We start from the raw sequence: 19,182 nt of genomic DNA on the forward strand, positions 1-19,182 counted from the left end.
GATTGAATTGGAAGATTTATTCAAAAAAACTACCAAAAATATATATGTATTTAAAAAGTGAATATAATAATATAATGTTGTAATATTTTGAATAGAAAGAAATAAATAGTTTCTCATGTTTTGTTTGTTTTTTTTACAGGAATCTTTTATAATCTTTTATGCGAACATAAGTTCTATTTTCAAAAAGAAGAAGTTTATGTGAAATGGAGAGGGTGTTTTATGTATCCTGAAGTCATTAAAAAGATGGCATTTTCAAAAGAGCATAGAGATTTATTATTGAAGCTATATAATAAAGAGATTACACGTCGTGAATATGATCGGCTTGTACAATCGCTATATAAACCTTCTAAAGAGGTTTACGAGGGATAGAAATGGGGGAGACAATCTAGTGGATTGTCTTTTTTAAATTTATGTATGTTCTGATAAAATTAAGGTTAGCCTTACTAGGGAGGTGAAAAGATTGCGGAAACGTTTATATATAGGGATTGGAATTATCTTCTTGATCGGTTTAGGTGGAATTGTATTTTGGTCAGCTTTACAAGGAAACCGTACAGAAAATTTTATTTTAAGACATATGGTGAATGACAATGGAACGCTTGCCACGTACCGTTTAGTAGATACTAAGGCAGGTACGGGTGAAGCAAAGGGACGTGAAGCTTTATCAGAATCAGCGGGATTATGGTTACAATATACACTTGATAAAGATGATCAGGCGTTATTTGATGAGCAAGTAAAGGTTATTCAAGATAATTTCGTATATAAGAATCATATCGTTTTATGGAAACTCTCTGAAAAGGGAGAGAGGCAGTCAGCTACAAATGCACTTATAGATGATCTTCGTATTATAGAACAATTATATCGTGCTTATGAAATGTATAAGGAAGAGCGTTATAAAAACCTTGCCGATCAATTAAGTGATGCTGTACTTCGTTATAATAAAAAAGATAATTATTATGTTGATTATTATGATGCAGATGCAGGGAAACAAAATAATTTTGTAACAACATCATACATAAATCCACGTGCATTCTCCTATATGAAGAAGTACGACAAAGTTTCTGCTCAGCAATATCAGGAAGTCGTTCAATTTTTAGCGGACTATCCAAGGCATGGCTGGGCATTCCCGAAAGAGTATAAAGAAGATGGTACATTTACGTACGATAAAGAAGTGAATCTTATTGACCAATCATACGTTGCATATCATCGAAGTTTAAGTGGTCTTTCATCAGCTGCTTATTTGGAATTTATAAAGAAGAAATTCCAGGAGGATGGAAAGCTATACGGTCGTTACAATTTAGAAACGGGAAAACAAACTGTGAATTATGAATCGCCAGCCGCATACGGATTAACGATTTTGTACGTACTACAAACAGGTGATAAAAAGTTTGCGAAAGAATTGTATGATCACATGGCCACATTCCGAAATGATAACGTATTTAGTAGATATTACGGTGGATATGTAACAGGTGAAAATAATAATACGCATATTTTTGATAATGTACTACCACTTTTAGCTGAAATGGAATTAAAAAAGAGTGAACAATAAAAGTTGCCACCATATGAGGGTGGCAACTTTTATTTGTTGATATAATTTTACGTCCTAATGTTGGAGAAGTAATCAATCACAAATTCACGGAATTGCTGAGCTGTTTTTGATAAGTAGCGTTTTTTTGACCAACTTAATCCGATGGTTCGCTGACAATTGGGTTCAATAATACGCAACTTGCTTGATGCTAAAGTAGAGTTTTTTAATAAAGTTAAACTTGGAACAAAAGCGATGCCGAGACCTTGCTTAATGAGGTCGCTAATCACGGTCGGTTCATCTACTTCAAAAGCAATATGCGGAGTGAAACCAGCTTCTTTGCAAAATTCATCCGTTAAGTGTCGAAATCCGTAGCCAGTGTTCATACTAATAAACGGTTCGTTTTTTACTTCATGCAGGTGGATATTTTCTCGGCCTGATAAACGATGGCCTGAAGGGACGACTAAGAAAATTTCTTCTGTAATAAGTGGTTCCCAAACAATCTCCTCACCTTCAATTGGCACAGAGGAGATACAAAAGTCAATTTCTATATTATCTAGTTGTCGTTTCATAGAAGGAGTGGATGCAAGAAATTGTTGGAATCGAACGTTACGATGTTCTAGTAAAAAAGAGCCAAGTAGTTCTGGTAATATTCTCGGAATAGAAACGGCCAGCGTAATAGAGCTTTGTTGTAATTCGGCTAAATCTTTAATTTCTCGTTGCCCTTCGCTTAATTCATGAAAAATACGTTCTACTCGTTTTAAAAATACTTTTCCGAAAGAATTTAAAGTAATCTGTCGGCCTTGGCGATCAAATAAAGGGACGCCTAAATCCTTTTCAAGTCTAGCGATTGTTTTGCTGAGTGAAGGTTGCGCGATATGCAATTCTTCAGCTGCCTTTGTCATGTGTTCTAGTCGTGCAACTGTCTGAAAGTATTTTAACTGGAGCAGTTCCATTTCGAGTCTCCTTTCTATAGACCAAAAGGAATGAATTAATAATTAAAGATGTATTATACAGTATGTAAAGTGACGTGTATAGTAAATCTGTTAAACCATTCGAAGGGTGTTAAATTAGAAGAGGAGTATGTTTCATGAAGGGAATTAAACTTATATTTAAAGATTGGAAAGCGATGTGGCACCATAAACATGGACGTATCGCTTTAATTTTTTTATTAATCGTTCCGTTAATTTATTCAGGATTCTTTTTAGCTGGGTATTGGGATCCGTACGGAAAATTAGATAAATTACCTGTTGCGGTTGTGAATTTAGATAAGGGTGCTGCGATGGATGAAAAAACAATTCATGCAGGAGACGATTTTGTTAAAAATTTAAAAGAGAATAAGGAATTGGCTTTTCATTTCGTATCAGAAAAAAATGCGGATGAAGGGTTAAAAGAAGATAAATATTATATGGTTGTTACGATTCCGGAAGATTTCTCTAAAAAGGTAAGTACACTTATGAATGAGAAACCAGAGCCAGCAAAGTTGCAGTACAAAGTAAATCCAGGTAAAAACTTTGTAGCGGCTCAAATTGGAACGACAGCTGTTGAAAATATGAAAACAAAAATCTCAAACAGTATTACGAAATCTTATACAGAAGGTGTCTTTTCAAAGTTTCAAGATTTGGCACAAGGGTTGAGTGATGCAAGTAATGGTGCTGGGAAGTTACATGAAGGAACGACCGATGCAAAAAATGGAGCGAATCAGCTTGCGGATGGTATTGATCGTTTAAGTGATGGGACATCGAAATTGAAAGAAGGAAGTGAAAAGCTTGCATCCAGTCAATCTGCTTTAACCGGGGGAGCAAATGAGCTGAGTCAAGGAGCGACATCACTTCATAGTGGTATGGAGTTATTAGCACAAGGTGAAAAAACGTTACAATCAGGAATTAGTGAATTAAGTGCTGGTACAAATGAATGGGTGAATGGAAATGAAAAACTTGCTGAAGGGCAAGCGAAAGCGGACAATGCGGCAAATAGTGTAAAACAACAATTAGAAGAGTACGTGAAAAATCATCCGGAAGTGCAGCAAGATCCCGCTTTTCAAAAAATTGTTGCTACGTCTAATGGACTAGCTAAAGCAACAAGTACTTTAAATAATAGCCAACAACAATTGACACAAGGTGCGAAGAAGCTAACTGATGGTCAACATAAGATTGAAGAAGGCATGAATACATTCGGAGTTAAGTTAAATGAAGCTACTGCTGGAACGAAAAAGATAGCAGATGGTGCATCGAATTTGGCTGATGGATTTACGAAGTGGGGAAATGGATTTACATCATTGCAAGAAGGTGTAAACCAGCTTGCGAGTGGTGGAACGGAGCTGAATAACGGTGCTAGTAAATTAACAAATGGACTTGTTAAACTTGATGATGGTGCGAAAGAACTTTCTACGAAATTAGGAGAGGGCGCAGAGAAGATAGCGGATGTTCGTAATGATGATGCACGCAATACGATGTTCTCAGAGCCAGTTCAGTTAGTGAAGTCAACAGTTTCTGACGTTCCTAACTACGGCTCAGGCATTGCACCATATTTCTTATCACTTGCATTTTATGTTGGCGGAATTATGGCATCGAATATTTTACCTCTTGGCCGCAGACAAAACATGAAGGTAAGCGGAACGGTACATTTTATTAATAAACTAGGATTGGTATATTTAATTGGACTTATTCAAGCTCTACTCGTAGATGTAGTTGTGCTAGGTGTTATGAAATTAGAAGTCGCAAGTGTGCCACTCTTTGTTTTATCAAGTATTGTTATTTCCTTTACGTTTATGACATTTATTCTTATGCTAGTAACAGTATTTGGTCTTGTTGGAAAGTTCTTAGCGGTAACGCTTCTTGTCCTGCAATTAGCGACGAGCGGAGGTACTTTCCCAGGAGAATTAAACATAGCTGTTCTTAGCAAAATTGGACAGTTTCTCCCAATGTCTCATTCTCTTAGAGGATTACAAGATGTTATCTCTTTAGGAGATTGGTCGCAATTACAAATGCAAATTTTAATATTGTTATGTTATCTCGTTGTTGCCGGTGGAATTGCTTGGGTCACGAGCCATATACAGCATAGAGAAACGAATGCAGAACAAGTTTCTTAAAATGAAATAAGCTATCCGATTTTTTCGGATAGCTTATTTTTTATTTGCGTTCCATTACTGCAAAGTAATTATTTTCATTATCAGCAAAGTTGAATGCTCTACCAGTAGGTAAATCTACAACCTGTCCAACTGTGACATTTTTCTCAGAAAGATCTTTATATAGACGGTCTAAGTCATTTGAGAAGAACATAAGTGAAGGCGTATTTAGGTTTAGTTCAGGTTGCATCTTCGCGATTAACGCTTTATCGTGAAGGACGATGCTTGTTCCTGCTTCTTTCGCCGGTGCAATTTCAATCCAGCGGAATCCGTTTCCGTTATTTTCTTCCGCAATGATTTGGAACCCTACTTTTTCTGTCCAAAATTGTACTGTTTCGTCTTGGTTATTTACATATAGCATAATTTGTCCAACTTGATTAATCATAGGTGTCTCTCGCTTTCTTTTTATATGCGTATTATTATATCAAATATATGGCTTGAATAGTTTTTTATGATTTTTTCGTAATACAACCTTCGTCCATTTCATCTTTGTTGTAGGAGAAGGCCCTGTAATCCAAGTATGAAATGGTATTGTGCTACAAATGACCATTGTTGAAATAGAGATAATGGCCGTTAACACAAATAGTAATAGGGCATATAATATAGTATTTTCTTGCAGTGTGAATAAGGAAAGAAGTTTTGTGCATAGTTGCAAGAAGAATAAATGAGCTAAATAAGCACCATACGTGTAATTACCAATGAAACGTAACGTTTTATATAAGAAACCACGACGCTGTACTATCATAATAGATAACACATACAGTATGATAATTTCGCATACGATATATAAAAACATAGATGGTTTTAAATAGGTAGAAACAGTTAAATGAATAGAGTTTGCTCCGTAAAAACTAAACAACTCATAATTGATGAATAAAAATAAGATGAAAAATAATATTGTTATAAGCGGGATATGTTTCATGACGAATAGACGCCAAGTTTTTAGTGCTACAGCGGCAATGCCGCCCATAACGAAATAGAATGAGTAGAATAGAAATGATCGATCTGTATAATGTAAAATTGTTGAACTTGTTAATTTTTCTCCATTAAAAATATAGTGAGAAGAGAACCACATTAATAGAAAATATAGGCAAGCGAAAAAGGTCATATATTTATATATGTCTTTTTTATTTTCTGTTCGTTTTTGAAACCAATAAAAAAGTGTGCATAGTAAAGGGAACAATAAGTGAATTTGGAACATCATAATAACGTACCAAAGATGGGGAGCGGCTGTTCCGAGTAATAAACTTTTTATTCCGCTTTGTAATGTAATAAGATCGTTTGTTGTTAATAAGTAAAGAATAGACCAAAAGAAATACGGAATGAGTAAGTGTATCGCTTTTTCGGAAATATATTCTTTATATACTAATTGCTTTGTATAGTGACGAATTAAGTGAAATCCAACGATAAATATGAATGCTGGTGCTGAGAATTTTGCAAGATTAAATAGCATGCCCATAATGAGGGATTGCTCAAGTAAGACATTTCCTTGATTCATTGTATATAATAAGGAACTTTGCAAAACGACAGCGAGAAATGCAATGCTTTGCAAAACTTTAAATTCTGGTGCGCTTTGTGTCATTATTTCCATCTCCTGTTCCATACATGATTATAGTACGGAGAATGGATAATGGATGTGGAATATTTGTGAAGGTTTTAACAAATTTGTGGCGGAATGGATTAACAACAAAGAAAGAGGATGCTCGTTTGGAGCATCCTCTTTGTATTTATTAAGCAAATTTGTTTTTGATCCAGTTCTTACCTTCTACAAGGCGAGCTGTCATTACGGCACAAGCGTTATCTGCTGTTACGTTTAACATCGTTGCAGGAGGATCAATGATTGTACTGATTGCTGCGATAATTGGCAATGCTTCTGGCGGGAAGCCATATAAAGAAACGATTAACATTTCACCAATCATACCGCCGCCTGGAATAGCGCCCATTACTGTTCCTACTAATAGAGAAACAACAAGTGCGATTGCTAATGTTTTCGGTCCTTCGAATTCCATGTTGAAAATACCGAATAAGAAAGCAATTTTTAATACGCCGCCTAAAACAGAGCCGTCTTTATGAAGAGTAGAACCAAGAAGGACAACTGTTTCACGAACGTCTGAAGAAATACCCATTTTCTTTGTTGCTTCTAAGTTTGCTGGAATACTTGCGGCACTACTACAAGTTGCAAGTGATGTAACTGTAGGAGAGACCATGTTCTTCCAAAATACTTGTACACCTTGTTTGCGACCTGCAAGGTATGCATAGAATGTGAAGAATACAAAGAAATAAATGAGAGAAGCAGGATAGTATACCATTGCTGCTCGGAAGTAAGTTCCAAGAAGTTGTGGTCCGAATTCGCCAACTAATGCTGCGAAGTAAGCAGCAAGTCCGATTGGAGCGTAGTACATAATGAAAGATACAACCTTCATTGAAATCTCTGCACCAGCTTGTAGGAATGTAGCAAATGGCTTTCCTTTTTCGCCAACTGCTGAAGTTGCAATCCCCATTAAGATAGAGAAGAAAATAAGAGCTAACATATTTTCACGAGATAGTAACTTCGAGAAGTCAGATACTGTTAAAATACCGACGATTTGATCTGCAACACTAACAGCTTTGCCGGCTTTGTCAGGTTGTGTTAGTTCTAGTACAACACCTTGTGCTGGCGGGAATACTTTCACGACAATAATCATAAAAATAGCAGCTAAAATACTTGTAAATAAGAAAGTCCCAGCCATACTAGACATAATTTTACCGAAACGTTTTAATCCATCCATATTAGCAATAGACGATGCGATGCTAAAGAACACTAGAGGTACAACAATCGTAAACATTAAGTTTAAGAAAATGTCACCAAGCGGCTTTAAAGCAACTGCATCGGCACCCATGAAATAACCAATGAAACCACCAATTAGGATAGAAGATAATAAAATAAGTGGAAAGCGATATGCCTTCATAAATATATCCTCCTATCAATTAAAAAAATCATACTGAATCATTATAGCGAGTTAGGGGCCCCTTTACTAGGAGAATACGGATAAATGGAATAGCGTGAAAATCAAGAAATTTTTGTTTTTAAGCTCGGCATACAGCAGGAAATCTAGACATATATATTTGTAACCTAGTGGTGGCAAGGAGTGCACCATAACTTAGGTAGAGAAAAAGGGGGAGGGAAGCGGGATGAATATTTTACTTTGCTGTGCAGCGGGAATGTCTTCCAGTTTGATTGTTACAAAGATGGAGAAAGCAGCAGAGGCAAGAGGGATAGAAGTAACAATCTGGGCAGTATCAGGTTCTGAAGTGAATAGTCATATTGATAAAGCTGATGTCCTTTTACTTGGACCGCAAGTACGTTATTTATTACCGAAAATGAAAGAACTATGTAAGGATAAAGGGATACCTGTTGATGTCATTCAATCTGTTCATTACGGACTTTGTAATGGAGAAGCTATCTTGCAAGCAGCTTTGTTAATGAAACCATGAGGAGAGTGGGATAGATGATACGGTTTTTAGAGAAGTATGTGATGCCGGTAGCAGGGAAGGTTGCAGAGCAGAGGCATTTACAAGCAATTCGAGATGGAATTATTTTAACGATGCCTTTCTTAATTATTGGATCGTTTTTCCTCATTATTAGTGCACTGCCGATACCGGGATATAACGATTTTATGGCAGGTTTGTTTGGGGAGAATTGGCAGCGAGCTTTAGGGTATCCAGTTAGTGCAACTTTTAATATAATGGCTTTAATAGCTGTTTTTGGAATCGCTTACAGACTTGGAGAGTATTATAAAGTAGATGCTTTAGCATCCGGGGCATTGTCGCTTGTGACGTTTTTACTTGCGACTCCATTTCAAGTTGCATATATTATACCAAGTACAAAAGAAAGTGTACTTGTAGAAGGCGCTATCCCAGCTGCATTAATGGGAAGCCAAGGGTTATTTGTAGCAATGATTATTGCACTTATATCTACTGAACTTTATCGGTTTATTGTACAAAAAAAGATAATTATAAAGATGCCAGAGACAGTTCCACCAGCTGTCACGCGTTCATTTGCAGCACTTGTTCCAGGATTTATTGTTGTAACAGTTATTTGGATTTTACGCTTAATTATAGAAAATACTTCTTTTGGCAGTATCCATAATATTGTAGGACAAATTTTACAGGAACCGCTTAGTGTACTTGGTGCTAGTCTTTGGGGCGCAATAATAGCAGTTATTCTCGTTCATGTTCTTTGGTCTTGTGGAATTCATGGTGCTACTATTGTTGGTGGTGTAATGAGCCCCGTTTGGTTGTCGTTAATGGATCAAAACCGAGTTGCTTTTCAAGCTGGGCAAGATGTACCAAATACGATTACGGCACAGTTTTTTGACTTATGGATTTATATGGGCGGTTCTGGTGCAACGCTTGCTCTAGTTGTCGGAATGTTACTATTTGCGCGAAGTCAACAATTAAAAAGTTTAGGGAGATTGTCAATTGCACCTGGTATATTTAATATTAATGAGATGGTAACTTTTGGTATGCCAATTGTGATGAACCCACTTTTACTAATTCCATTTATATTAGTTCCAGTCGTGCTAACAATTGTTTCTTACTTTGCAATGGAATGGGGATGGGTTGCACGTCCGAGTGGGGCCGCTGTACCTTGGACGACACCTATTCTTTTTAGTGGATATTTAGGATCGGGCGGGAAAATTTCAGGTGTTATTTTGCAACTTGTTAACTTTGCGCTAGCATTCTTCATTTATTTACCGTTCTTAAAAATATGGGATAAACAAAAACTGGCGGAAGAAAAGGGGGAGTAAAGAACTACAATGGATACGATAGAGACGAAAGCTTTTCATTTAATCTTGCATGGGGGAAACGCGAGAAGTTGTTCAATGGAAGCAATTGATTGTGCGAAGCGTGGGGAGTTTACAGAAGCTGAAGCTAAATTACAAGAAGCACTAGAGGAATTAAAGGAGGCGCACCGCGTACAAACGGAGCTTATCCAGAAAGAGGCTGGTGGCGAAAAGACCGAAGTTACTCTTTTAATGGTACACGCGCAAGACCATTTAATGAATGCAATTACGGTGAAAGAATTAGCGAGTGAGTTTGTAGAGTTATATAGGAAGATGTCGGTGGATGAATGAACCTTGCTTATGCAAGGTTTTTTTATTTCACTAAATAGTGGGTTAAAATAATGAATTATTTTTCATTGAAAAAGTTTTTTTAGTGTTTTTTCATATTAAACACAACTAGACGACTAAACACTAATCTATTTTCATACAGTTATGTGTTAAAAGCGTGTTGTTTTATAACACACTGTGTGTTTTTTGGACGACACACTAATTGAAAGCGTTAACACACAAAGAAAATGCTCGAAAAAGCACTGATTTTAGTGGTTTTAAAAAGTTGGCACGCTAATTGCATTAATAAATAGCGTAAAGAAAAATAAATAAACATAAATTTTTTATACTACACAAGGGGGATTTTCAAATGAATATTTTATTATGTTGTTCAGCAGGGATGTCTACAAGTTTACTAGTTACAAAAATGGAAGCGGCTGCAAAAGCTCGCGGTCTAGAAGGAAAGATTTGGGCTGTATCTGGGGATGCAGTAAAAAACAATATCGACCAAGCAGATGTGTTATTACTAGGACCACAGGTTCGTTACATGCTCTCTTCAATGAAAACGCTTGCTGACGAGAAAAATGTTGGAATCGACGTTATCAATCCAATGCACTACGGCATGATGAATGGAGAAGCAGTTTTAGATCACGCATTAACACTTAAAAAATAATTAGGGGGGAAGCGAAATGCAAAAGTTTATTGCATTTATGGAGAAATATTTAGTTCCAGTCGCAGGTAGAATTGGATCGCAGCGCCACTTAGTTGCAATCCGTGACGGATTTATCGCAGTTATGCCTCTTATTTTAGTTGGATCATTTGCAGTACTTATAAATAACTTACCAATTGATGCTTTCCAAAACTTTATGAAGGGCACATTTGGTGACGCTTGGAAAGATGTCGGTGGCGGTATGTGGACTGGTTCCTTTGCTATACTCGCCCTCATAGTCGCAGTTGGGATAAGTTACAATTTAGCGAAATCTTACGGCGTCGATGCGTTGTCAGCAGCAATCATTACATTCGGTGCATTAATTATTATTTCTCCGACAACGCCAAAAGAAGGCGGTATTGATTTAGCGTGGACAGGGGCACAAGGTCTATTCGTTTCCATTATAGTGGCTCTTCTTGTAACAGAAGTGTTTAGATTCTTTGTTCAAAGGGATATTACAATTAAAATGCCAGATGGTGTTCCACCGGCAGTAATGAAATCATTCGCAGCGTTAGTTCCAGCATTCGTTATTTTGATTGTAACAGCAGGTATTCAATTAGCTGTGAAACTTGCGGGAACAAGCATTCATAAAATGGTATTTGAAACAATTCAATTACCATTACAAGGTTTAGCGGGTACATTACCAAGTGCAATTATTATTGCTCTACTTATTCACGTATTATGGTTCTTCGGATTACATGGTCCAAATATTATTGGGGGGATTATTGACCCAATCTATTTACCAGCATTAGAGAAAAATATGAAATTATTTAATGATGGTATGTCTGCATATGACGTACCGCATATCTTCACAAAACCATTCTTTGATGTATACGTATATATCGGGGGATCGGGTGCAACGTTAGCATTCTTAGTGGCAGTAATGCTTGTAGCGAAAAGTGCGCAGCTTCGCGGTGTAGGCCGTGTATCTATCGGTCCTGGTTTCTTTAATATTAACGAACCAGTTATTTTCGGTACGCCAATTGTATTAAACCCAACGTTAATTATCCCGTTCGTACTTACACCAGTTGTATTAGTTATTACTTCTTATACAGCAATCACTTTAGGATGGGTACCAAAAACAGTTGCGTTAGTTCCATGGACAATGCCACCAATCTTTAGTGGTTATCTTGTATCGGGCGGAAGCATCGCTGGTGCAGCACTACAAGTGGTGAACTTTGCTATTGCGATAGTAATTTACTATCCATTCGTATTAATGTGTGACCGTACTTATGTACAGGCTGCAAAAGCTGAAACAAAAGGAAGCGACAATTCAGTATCACTTTAAAAAATATTATTCTGGCGAGTTCCTATAGCTCGTCAGAATAATTACCTTTATATCATGTTCAAAAAGATGAAAAACATCTATATGAACACTAAACTATCATTAATAAATTCATACTTTAATAGACATGTTCAAACTGAAGGGGTATTTAAATCGGTTGAACCTTATAGAGAGGGCGGTAATTATGATGACTACAGCAGAACAAATTCCATTCCAATTGATTTTAAATAGTGGTAACGCACGAAGCTTTGCGATGGAGGCACTTCAATTTGCCAAACAGGGGAAAATGGTAGAAGCAGATGAAGCGATGGTAAAGGCGAAAGAAGCGATTAATGAAGCGCATCATTTCCAAACAGAGCTCATACAATCAGAAGCAAGAGGAGAAAAAACAGAGGTTAGTGTTCTTTTAATTCACGCACAAGATCATTTAATGAATGCGATTACAGTAAAAGAATTAGCAGCAGAGTTTATCGATCTTTATAAAAAGTTTGAAGCGAAAGGGGAATAAAGCATGACTGGAATTAAAATTGCTACAATCGGCGGTGGATCTAGTTATACACCAGAGTTAATTGAAGGATTTATTAAGCGTTATGATGAGCTTCCTGTTCGTGAAATTTGGTTAGTAGATATTGAGGCAGGAAAAGAAAAGTTAGAAATCGTTGGTAACTTAGCAAAACGTATGGTGAAAAAATCAGGTTTACCAATCGAGGTACATTTAACACTTGATCGCCGTGAGGCATTAAAAGATGCAGACTTCGTAACAACACAACTTCGCGTTGGTTTATTAGAAGCACGTGCAAAAGATGAAGCAATACCGTTAAAATATGATGTAATCGGTCAGGAAACAAATGGTCCTGGTGGTTTATTTAAAGCGTTGAGAACGATTCCTGTTATTTTAGATATTTGTAAAGATATGGAGGAGCTCTGTCCGAATGCATGGTTAATTAACTTTGCAAATCCAGCTGGTATGGTAACAGAGGCTGTCCTTCGTTATACAAATATTCAAAGAGTAGTTGGTCTATGTAACGTTCCAATCGGAATCCGCATGGGTCTTGCAAGATTACTTGAAGTAGATGCAAGTCGTGTCCACGTTGATTTCGCAGGTTTAAATCATATGGTATACGGACTAGATGTATACTTAGATGGCGTAAGTGTAATGGATCGTGTGTTAGAGCTTGTGACAGATCCAGAAAAGCAAATTACGATGGAAAATATCGCAGCGCTTAACTGGGAACCAGACTTTATTCGCGGCCTTCGTGCAATTCCATGTCCATACCATCGTTACTACTACAAAACACGTGAAATGTTAGAAGAAGAGAAAGAGGCTTCTGTTGAAAAAGGTACACGTGCAGAAGTAGTAAAACAATTAGAAAATGATTTATTTGAGTTATATAAAGACCCGAACTTAGATATTAAACCACCACAATTAGAAAAACGTGGCGGAGCTTATTATAGTGATGCAGCATGTAGCTTAATTACGTCTATTTACAATAATAAAGGTGATATCCAGCCTGTTAATACACGAAACAACGGAACAATTGCAAGCTTACCACATGATTCAGCTGTTGAAGTGAACTGTATTATTACGAAAGAAGGCCCAAAACCAATTGCAGTTGGAGATCTTCCAGTACCAGTTCGCGGTTTAGTACAACAAATTAAATCATTCGAGCGCACAACAATTGAAGCTGCTGTTACAGGGGATTATCATAAGGCGCTGCTTGCTATGACAATCAATCCACTTGTACCATCAGATAAAGTTGCAAAACAAATTTTAGATGAAATGTTGGAAGCACATAAAGAGTATCTTCCACAGTTCTTTAAAAAGGTAGAGAAGTAAAAGCGGCGCTATTTAGCCCGCTTTTTTTATTCTATTAGGAGGTATTATGATGATTAAGTTAATTGTAAATGCAGATGATTTCGGTCTTACAGAAGGTACAAATTACGGCATTATTGATGGGCATATAAATGGACTTGTAAATTCAACGACGATGATGATGAATATGCCAGGAACAGAGCATGCGGTACGCTTAGCGAAAGAGTATAACCTACTCGGAGTAGGCGTACATCTCGTATTAACAGCAGGGGAACCACTTCTTGGAGACGTACCATCACTTGTAGGTAGCGACGGATCGTTTCATAAACAAAGTGTTGTAAGGGAAGGGAATATAAATCCAGAAGAAGTTGAGAGAGAGTGGGCTGCTCAAATTGAGAAATTCCTATCTTACGGATTAACACCAACTCATTTAGATAGTCATCATCATGTACACGGATTACCGATCTTACACGATGTTCTTGAGAGATTAGCAGCTAAATATAATGTTCCAATTCGTCGTTGTGGGGAAGATAGAGCGGTGCATCCATTTTCTGATGTATTTTACAGTGACTTTTATGCGGATGGTGTGAAGGAAGATTACTTTGTGAAGTTAAAAGAAAGAGTACAAGGTGAACAAACGGTAGAAATTATGGTTCATCCAGCTTATATTGATCCAGAGCTTGTGAAGCGTTCTTCTTACGTAATGGATCGTGTGAAGGAATTGCGTATTTTAACAGAGAGTGAGTTGCCTGAAGGGATAGAACTTGTGAAGTTTTAATAGAAAAACGACGGCTACATCATGCCGTCGTTTTTTATTTACAAAATGGATAGAATATATCCGCCAAATGCCCCGAGTATAACGATAACCCAAGGTGGTGTTTTCCAAAAAGCTAGTAAGCAAAAAAGAAGCGAAGCGAAAACGAAATCTGAAGCATTCATAACTGTACTCGTCCAAATGGGATCGTAAAAAGCGGCAATTAAAATACCGACAACAGCGGCATTGACTCCAAGTAGTGCGCCTTGTATGAATGATATTTTTCTCACGCTGTTCCAAAATGGTAAAACACCAATAACGAGTAAGAAAGCAGGGAGGAAAATTGCAATTGTTGCGATTGTTGCCCCAAGCGTCCCGTTTAACACTGCTCCTATATAAGAGGCGAATGTAAATAGTGGTCCTGGTACTGCTTGTGTTAATCCGTATCCAGCTAGGAACTGTTCTTTCGTCATCATGCCGTTTTGTACGAACTCACCTTCAAGAAGGGGCAGCACGACGTGTCCTCCTCCAAATACAAGTGCGCCAGAGCGATAGAAACTATCAAATAAAGCGATGTAATAAGAGAACGGTCTTAATATTGGTAGCAGTAGTAATAGTCCAAAGAATAAGACGAGGCAAGAAACTGCTATCTTTTTTGAAATAGGTACTCTTATATTTTGAGATTGGCTAATTGGTTGGTTGCGATATAAAAACCAACCGATAAAGCCACATATTATAATAAGGATGACTTGTGTCCAACTACTTGGCCATAATAAGACGATTGCGGCAGTTACAATCGCAATCGTTGCACGATTTCGATCTGGAGTTAACTTTCGCGCCATTCCCCATATGGCATGAGCGACAATAGCGACTGCTACAAGTTTTAGTCCATGAATCCAGCCAGCACTTCCAAGATCGAACTGATTAAGGAATGAGGCGAAGAAAACTAAAACAAGGACAGACGGTAAAGTGAATCCAATCCATGAAATAATAGCTCCTAATAGACCGCCCCGTAATAATCCAACCCCCATACCGACTTGACTGGTGGCAGGACCGGGAAGGAATTGACATAGTGCTACTAAATCTCCATAGCTTCGTTCATCCATCCATTTTCTTTTTTGCACGTATTCGTGGTGGAAATAACCAAGATGAGCGACAGGACCGCCGAATGAAGTAAGTCCTAATTTAAATGAGACGAGAAAAATCTCTAATAATGTGTGAAAGGTGTGTTTGTTTTTTTCAAAATAACCTCCTAGAATGTTTTTGCTATGTGCATTATACAAGAAGTGGTAAAGCAAAAGGAACAAATCTAATGTAAAGATTTTGTGAATCTTTTCTTTGTAATTAAAATTGAAAAAGTCATAAATGATTATGTCTAAACCATAAAGTAGTAGAAGTAGTGCTGGGAAATTTATATAAGGAGAATGCCTTATGACAACACATTTCTTTGCCAGGTTAACAGGTAAGAGGGAAGTGCCTCCTGTAAATACAGAAGCTTTTGGGGTAGCAGAGTTTATTTTTAGTGATGATTTAACGAAATTGCATTACAGAGTAATACTAAAAAATATAGAAAAGGTTACATCGTGTCAAATTCATTTAGGGAAGTCTACTCAAATTGGTCCTGTTGTTTTATATTTGTATGGTCCACTGGAGCAAGGGATTAGCTTGAACGAGGGAAGTATTACTGGTGTAGTGAATGTGGAGGATTTTGAGGGACCTTTACAAGGGAAATCATTTGTACATTTACTTCAAGAAATTATTCAAGCAAATGTATATGTTAATGTCCATACGAAATCACAAAAAAGAGGAGAAATAAGAGGGCGAGTTAGAAAAGTAAAGAAATAGAGGAAAAGGCTGTCCATATGTTGGAACAGCCTTTTCTCATTATATAAGGTGCTAGTTTTAGCGATTATTGTCGGTAAATCGATATATTTTGAAAATCGCTGATATAATCTGAGTTGCGCCGATATATTTTGAAAATCGCTGATATAATCTGAGTTGCGCCGATATATTTTGAAAATCGCTGATATAATCTGGGTTGCGCCGATATATTTTGAAAATCGCTGATATAATCTGAGTTGCGCCGATATATTTCAATAATCGCTGATATAACTCGCGTTACTGTCGATATTTTTAAAAACTGCCTCGATTAATTTTTCACAGGCTGATTTTTAATAAAGAAGTCCATAACATAAAATATTTCGTCATCAGGTATTTGTATTTCAAATGTATTTTCAATTGGTTGCAACGCTTTTTTTACTTTCATATACATCCAGTACTCATCTTGTCTTCTTTTCTCTTTATCAGGGTGAGGAAGAAGGCTTTCTCCTTTTTGAAGACGGTCAACCATACAGCTCATATGCAGAATAACACCCATTAAGCTATCAGGAGTTAGCTGTAAGGAAATTAATTCCTGAATTGTATTTAATGCGTAACGAATTGTTTTGATAAGTAATGCTCCATCGTTACGCTGCATTTGTTGTTCAAGAATATCCGCCATTTTTGCATATGTTTCTTCATACGTAATTAATTCTTGAATTGGCTGAATCGCTGTGTAGTTTACGATGTCTTGGAAATGATATGTTAAGCATGGTACTTGCACATCGAAATTTGTGACAATACAAATGATGTTACGCTCTTTTTTTATGTTCTCAATCATTTTCGTTAAATCTTTTTCATGGACGATACTAATTGGTATAATTTCAATTAAGTCTTTATCAAATCGTAAATAGTTCTCTAACATTTTTTGAATAGCTAAAGCACTTCCTTCACCAGTTAAGCAAGCTGTTAAAATAACAGATTTCATTGGAGAGAGAGGTTTTTTCTTTTCTTCTTGTACGTTTAAGTAAAATGGTGTTAAATTTTTTACTGTTTCATACAGCGCATCTAATGAATAACCGAGCTGAGCTTTTCGAGCTGCTTCTAGTGCGTGTGGTGTGCTCGTCATCGAGAGAACACGTACAGGGATTTTGAACTCCGTTTCTAATATGTCACCGATATAAGCAAGTGACCCCATATCGACAAGTAAGAGAAGCCCATTTACATTTTGTAGTGTTTTCATATACACTTTCACACGTTCCAAGAAATCTTTCGGTGATTCGTGTAACGGCATATCAATACCGGTTACTTCCTCAATGCCGAGAAGTTCGTTTGCGACGTTTGCCATTTCAGTTGCGATGCCATTACCGTGTGCTAATATTAATACTTTTACTTCGGTTTGTGAGGCAGGAATTGGATCAACAACGAAGAACATTGTTAAAAAGCCAGCTTCATCAATAGGCATTGTTATTTGTAATTCTTCCTCCAGTAGTTGAATGCATTGCATAGCTACGGAAAAAGCTTCTTTATATTTCGTACGAATTTGATTTAATTGTGGGTGATGTATTTGTTTTCCGCTTTGTAAACGTTGTAGAGTTGTCTGTACATGTAAACTTAAAGCGAGAAAGACTTTTTCATCAAACGTCTTAGATAAATGCTTTTCAGCAAGTTCCGCTATTTTTTCACATACGGAAACGATATTACGATCCACAATTTTAAAAACATTTTCATGGCTTGTTTTTTTTGATATTTGGTTAAAATATTGTACGAAAAAGCTTTGAACATCATTTTCTATTAGTAATTCTAATTCTTCCTCTTCAATACCACGTGCTTGAAGTTCTTCGTATTTATAGTCAATATAATCGTAAATAGAAGAGCGTTTTTCATCTTCTGTTTTATGATTACTCCAACCTTCCTCACCTGTAAATACAAATGTTTCATTTGGTATTTGGTATAAGTGACGGCTCTTCCTTTCAATGAACAACCCTTCTTTCATATACCAAGGTAAATCTGTACTTGAAACATAGACAGAATCACGTTTCTTTGTGACCAAATCAGAATAGGCTTTCGCACAGGCAATTTGAACATCTGTTTTTAATTGACCAATGTTATTGGGACAATTGTAAAAGACGAAAGCACGCATTGCATTTGGGCTAACGTGAATGTCTTTTCGCAGACGAATTGCTTCATTTGTGAAAAATAGCTGTAGTAAAGCAAAGCGCTCTTTATGTGTACGCTCACGAAGTGGTGGCAGCGTAACTGTCATTGGTATACGTCTTGTAAATGTTTTTAATAAAAATGAATTTGGTTCTTCTGTTGTTGCAGTAATGATTAATACTTGTGCTTTACGTTCGTTCTCTGTTTCTCCAAGGCGGCGGTATACTCCGCGGTCAATAAAGGTGAAAAGCATTTCTTGTCCCTCTGGAGGCAGGCGATGTACTTCATCTAAGAAAAGAATTCCTTCATGTGCTTTTTCAATTAACCCTTTTTGATCACTTGCTCCTGTATAAGCTCCTTTTTTAATCCCAAATAATTGCCCGAGTAGTAACTGTGGATTATTTGCATAATCAGCACAGTTAAATACGATAAATGGTGCATCTTTGGGAAGCTGTTCAACTTCAATTGCATATTCGTGCATTAAAGAAGCAAACATAGACTTTCCGACCCCTGTTTCTCCTAGTAGTAAAGTATGCATACCGTTTGGAGGATAGAGAATAGAAGCTTTCGCTTTTTCAATTGCAATTTTAAGGCTCGTATTTTCAATTGCAAATGTATCTAATGAAGTTATGTCTTTTGAATGCGTTTCCAACGAAGTGTTCGTTTCTATGTAAAAACGAACAGGTCGCGTATTTGTTTTTAATAAACGTTTATCTTTTACAAGTTTGTTTAAATCGCTACTTACATTGGCGCGATCTAGTTGCAGAAATGTAGCGAGTTCTGATGCGGTTACACCTTCTGTATAATTGCCTTTTTGTATTGCGTTAAAAATGAGATCTATTCGTTTCATTTCTATTCACCTCGAAACTTCATCACTATTTAAAATTTTACACAAAAATGGGAA

The 19,182-nt window shown here is 36.8% G+C and carries 18 protein-coding genes; 12 read left to right on the top strand and 6 right to left on the bottom strand.

The window, feature by feature from the left end; translation table 11 throughout:
* The first annotated feature begins 219 nt into the window (after positions 1-219).
* Positions 220-369 carry a hypothetical protein gene (locus HMPREF1014_RS31740; protein ID WP_000283181.1) on the top strand — a complete coding sequence of 50 codons (150 nt, stop codon included), beginning with the start codon at positions 220-222 and terminating at the stop codon, positions 367-369.
* Between the two features lie 91 nt (positions 370-460).
* Complete coding sequence (locus HMPREF1014_RS22080; protein ID WP_001231657.1) at positions 461-1,546, top strand: hypothetical protein; 1,086 nt, start codon at positions 461-463, stop codon at positions 1,544-1,546.
* Between the two features lie 47 nt (positions 1,547-1,593).
* Here HMPREF1014_RS22080 and HMPREF1014_RS22085 read toward each other — a convergent pair whose 3' ends face one another.
* Positions 1,594-2,478, bottom strand: a complete 885-nt coding sequence (locus HMPREF1014_RS22085; RefSeq protein WP_000421941.1) for a LysR family transcriptional regulator — start codon at positions 2,476-2,478, stop codon at positions 1,594-1,596.
* Between the two features lie 134 nt (positions 2,479-2,612).
* On the opposite strand from HMPREF1014_RS22085, the gene HMPREF1014_RS22090 reads away from it, so the two are divergent.
* Positions 2,613-4,613, top strand: a complete 2,001-nt coding sequence (locus HMPREF1014_RS22090; protein ID WP_000676208.1) for a YhgE/Pip domain-containing protein — start codon at positions 2,613-2,615, stop codon at positions 4,611-4,613.
* 40 nt (positions 4,614-4,653) lie between these two features.
* On the opposite strand, the gene HMPREF1014_RS22095 is transcribed toward HMPREF1014_RS22090, so the two are convergent.
* The 3 genes from HMPREF1014_RS22095 to HMPREF1014_RS22105 form a co-directional block, all read right to left on the bottom strand.
* On the bottom strand, positions 4,654-5,034 hold the full coding sequence (locus HMPREF1014_RS22095; RefSeq protein ID WP_000610162.1) for a VOC family protein: 381 nt from the start codon (positions 5,032-5,034) through the stop codon (positions 4,654-4,656).
* A gap of 39 nt (positions 5,035-5,073) precedes the next feature.
* Complete coding sequence (locus HMPREF1014_RS22100) at positions 5,074-6,231, bottom strand: acyltransferase (protein WP_000194317.1); 1,158 nt, start codon at positions 6,229-6,231, stop codon at positions 5,074-5,076.
* A gap of 148 nt (positions 6,232-6,379) precedes the next feature.
* The gene (locus HMPREF1014_RS22105) at positions 6,380-7,597 is read right to left on the bottom strand and encodes a dicarboxylate/amino acid:cation symporter (protein WP_000649376.1); all 1,218 of its coding nucleotides are present in this window, start codon (positions 7,595-7,597) and stop codon (positions 6,380-6,382) included.
* Positions 7,598-7,820: 223 nt separating this feature from the next.
* Between HMPREF1014_RS22105 and HMPREF1014_RS22110 the strand changes: the two genes are divergently transcribed.
* The 8 genes from HMPREF1014_RS22110 (at position 7,821) to chbG (ending at position 14,327) form a co-directional block, all read left to right on the top strand.
* Positions 7,821-8,123 (top strand): PTS sugar transporter subunit IIB, encoded by a 303-nt coding sequence (locus HMPREF1014_RS22110; RefSeq protein ID WP_001023554.1) that lies wholly within the window; start codon positions 7,821-7,823, stop codon positions 8,121-8,123.
* Between the two features lie 14 nt (positions 8,124-8,137).
* Positions 8,138-9,439: a PTS cellobiose transporter subunit IIC gene (gene celB / locus HMPREF1014_RS22115; RefSeq protein ID WP_000617782.1), complete on the top strand. Its 1,302-nt coding sequence runs from the start codon at positions 8,138-8,140 to the stop codon at positions 9,437-9,439.
* 9 nt (positions 9,440-9,448) lie between these two features.
* Entirely contained in the window at positions 9,449-9,766 is a 318-nt protein-coding gene (locus tag HMPREF1014_RS22120; RefSeq protein ID WP_000379645.1) for a PTS sugar transporter subunit IIA, read from the top strand.
* A gap of 346 nt (positions 9,767-10,112) precedes the next feature.
* Positions 10,113-10,415: a PTS sugar transporter subunit IIB gene (locus HMPREF1014_RS22125; protein ID WP_001023563.1), complete on the top strand. Its 303-nt coding sequence runs from the start codon at positions 10,113-10,115 to the stop codon at positions 10,413-10,415.
* A 16-nt stretch (positions 10,416-10,431) separates the two neighbouring features.
* On the top strand, positions 10,432-11,739 hold the full coding sequence (celB, locus tag HMPREF1014_RS22130; protein WP_001168847.1) for a PTS cellobiose transporter subunit IIC: 1,308 nt from the start codon (positions 10,432-10,434) through the stop codon (positions 11,737-11,739).
* 181 nt (positions 11,740-11,920) lie between these two features.
* The gene (locus HMPREF1014_RS22135; protein WP_000989058.1) at positions 11,921-12,244 is read left to right on the top strand and encodes a PTS lactose/cellobiose transporter subunit IIA; all 324 of its coding nucleotides are present in this window, start codon (positions 11,921-11,923) and stop codon (positions 12,242-12,244) included.
* 3 nt (positions 12,245-12,247) lie between these two features.
* Entirely contained in the window at positions 12,248-13,573 is a 1,326-nt protein-coding gene (celF, locus tag HMPREF1014_RS22140) for a 6-phospho-beta-glucosidase (RefSeq protein ID WP_000145762.1), read from the top strand.
* A 49-nt stretch (positions 13,574-13,622) separates the two neighbouring features.
* Positions 13,623-14,327, top strand: a complete 705-nt coding sequence (chbG, locus tag HMPREF1014_RS22145; RefSeq protein WP_000593485.1) for a chitin disaccharide deacetylase — start codon at positions 13,623-13,625, stop codon at positions 14,325-14,327.
* Positions 14,328-14,365: 38 nt separating this feature from the next.
* Here chbG and HMPREF1014_RS22150 read toward each other — a convergent pair whose 3' ends face one another.
* Positions 14,366-15,562 (bottom strand): chromate transporter, encoded by a 1,197-nt coding sequence (locus HMPREF1014_RS22150; protein WP_043308785.1) that lies wholly within the window; start codon positions 15,560-15,562, stop codon positions 14,366-14,368.
* 172 nt (positions 15,563-15,734) lie between these two features.
* Here HMPREF1014_RS22150 and exsM point away from each other — a divergent pair, with 172 nt between their 5' ends.
* Entirely contained in the window at positions 15,735-16,148 is a 414-nt protein-coding gene (gene exsM / locus HMPREF1014_RS22155) for an exosporium regulatory protein ExsM (RefSeq protein WP_000207046.1), read from the top strand.
* A gap of 304 nt (positions 16,149-16,452) precedes the next feature.
* Here the strand turns inward: exsM and HMPREF1014_RS22160 are convergent, their stop codons facing one another.
* Complete coding sequence (locus HMPREF1014_RS22160) at positions 16,453-19,128, bottom strand: sigma-54-dependent transcriptional regulator (protein WP_000820966.1); 2,676 nt, start codon at positions 19,126-19,128, stop codon at positions 16,453-16,455.
* Between the last annotated feature and the right edge of the window lie 54 nt (positions 19,129-19,182).

The sequence above is a fragment of the Bacillus sp. 7_6_55CFAA_CT2 genome, assembly GCF_000238655.1.
Lineage (GTDB): Bacteria > Bacillota > Bacilli > Bacillales > Bacillaceae_G > Bacillus_A > Bacillus_A cereus.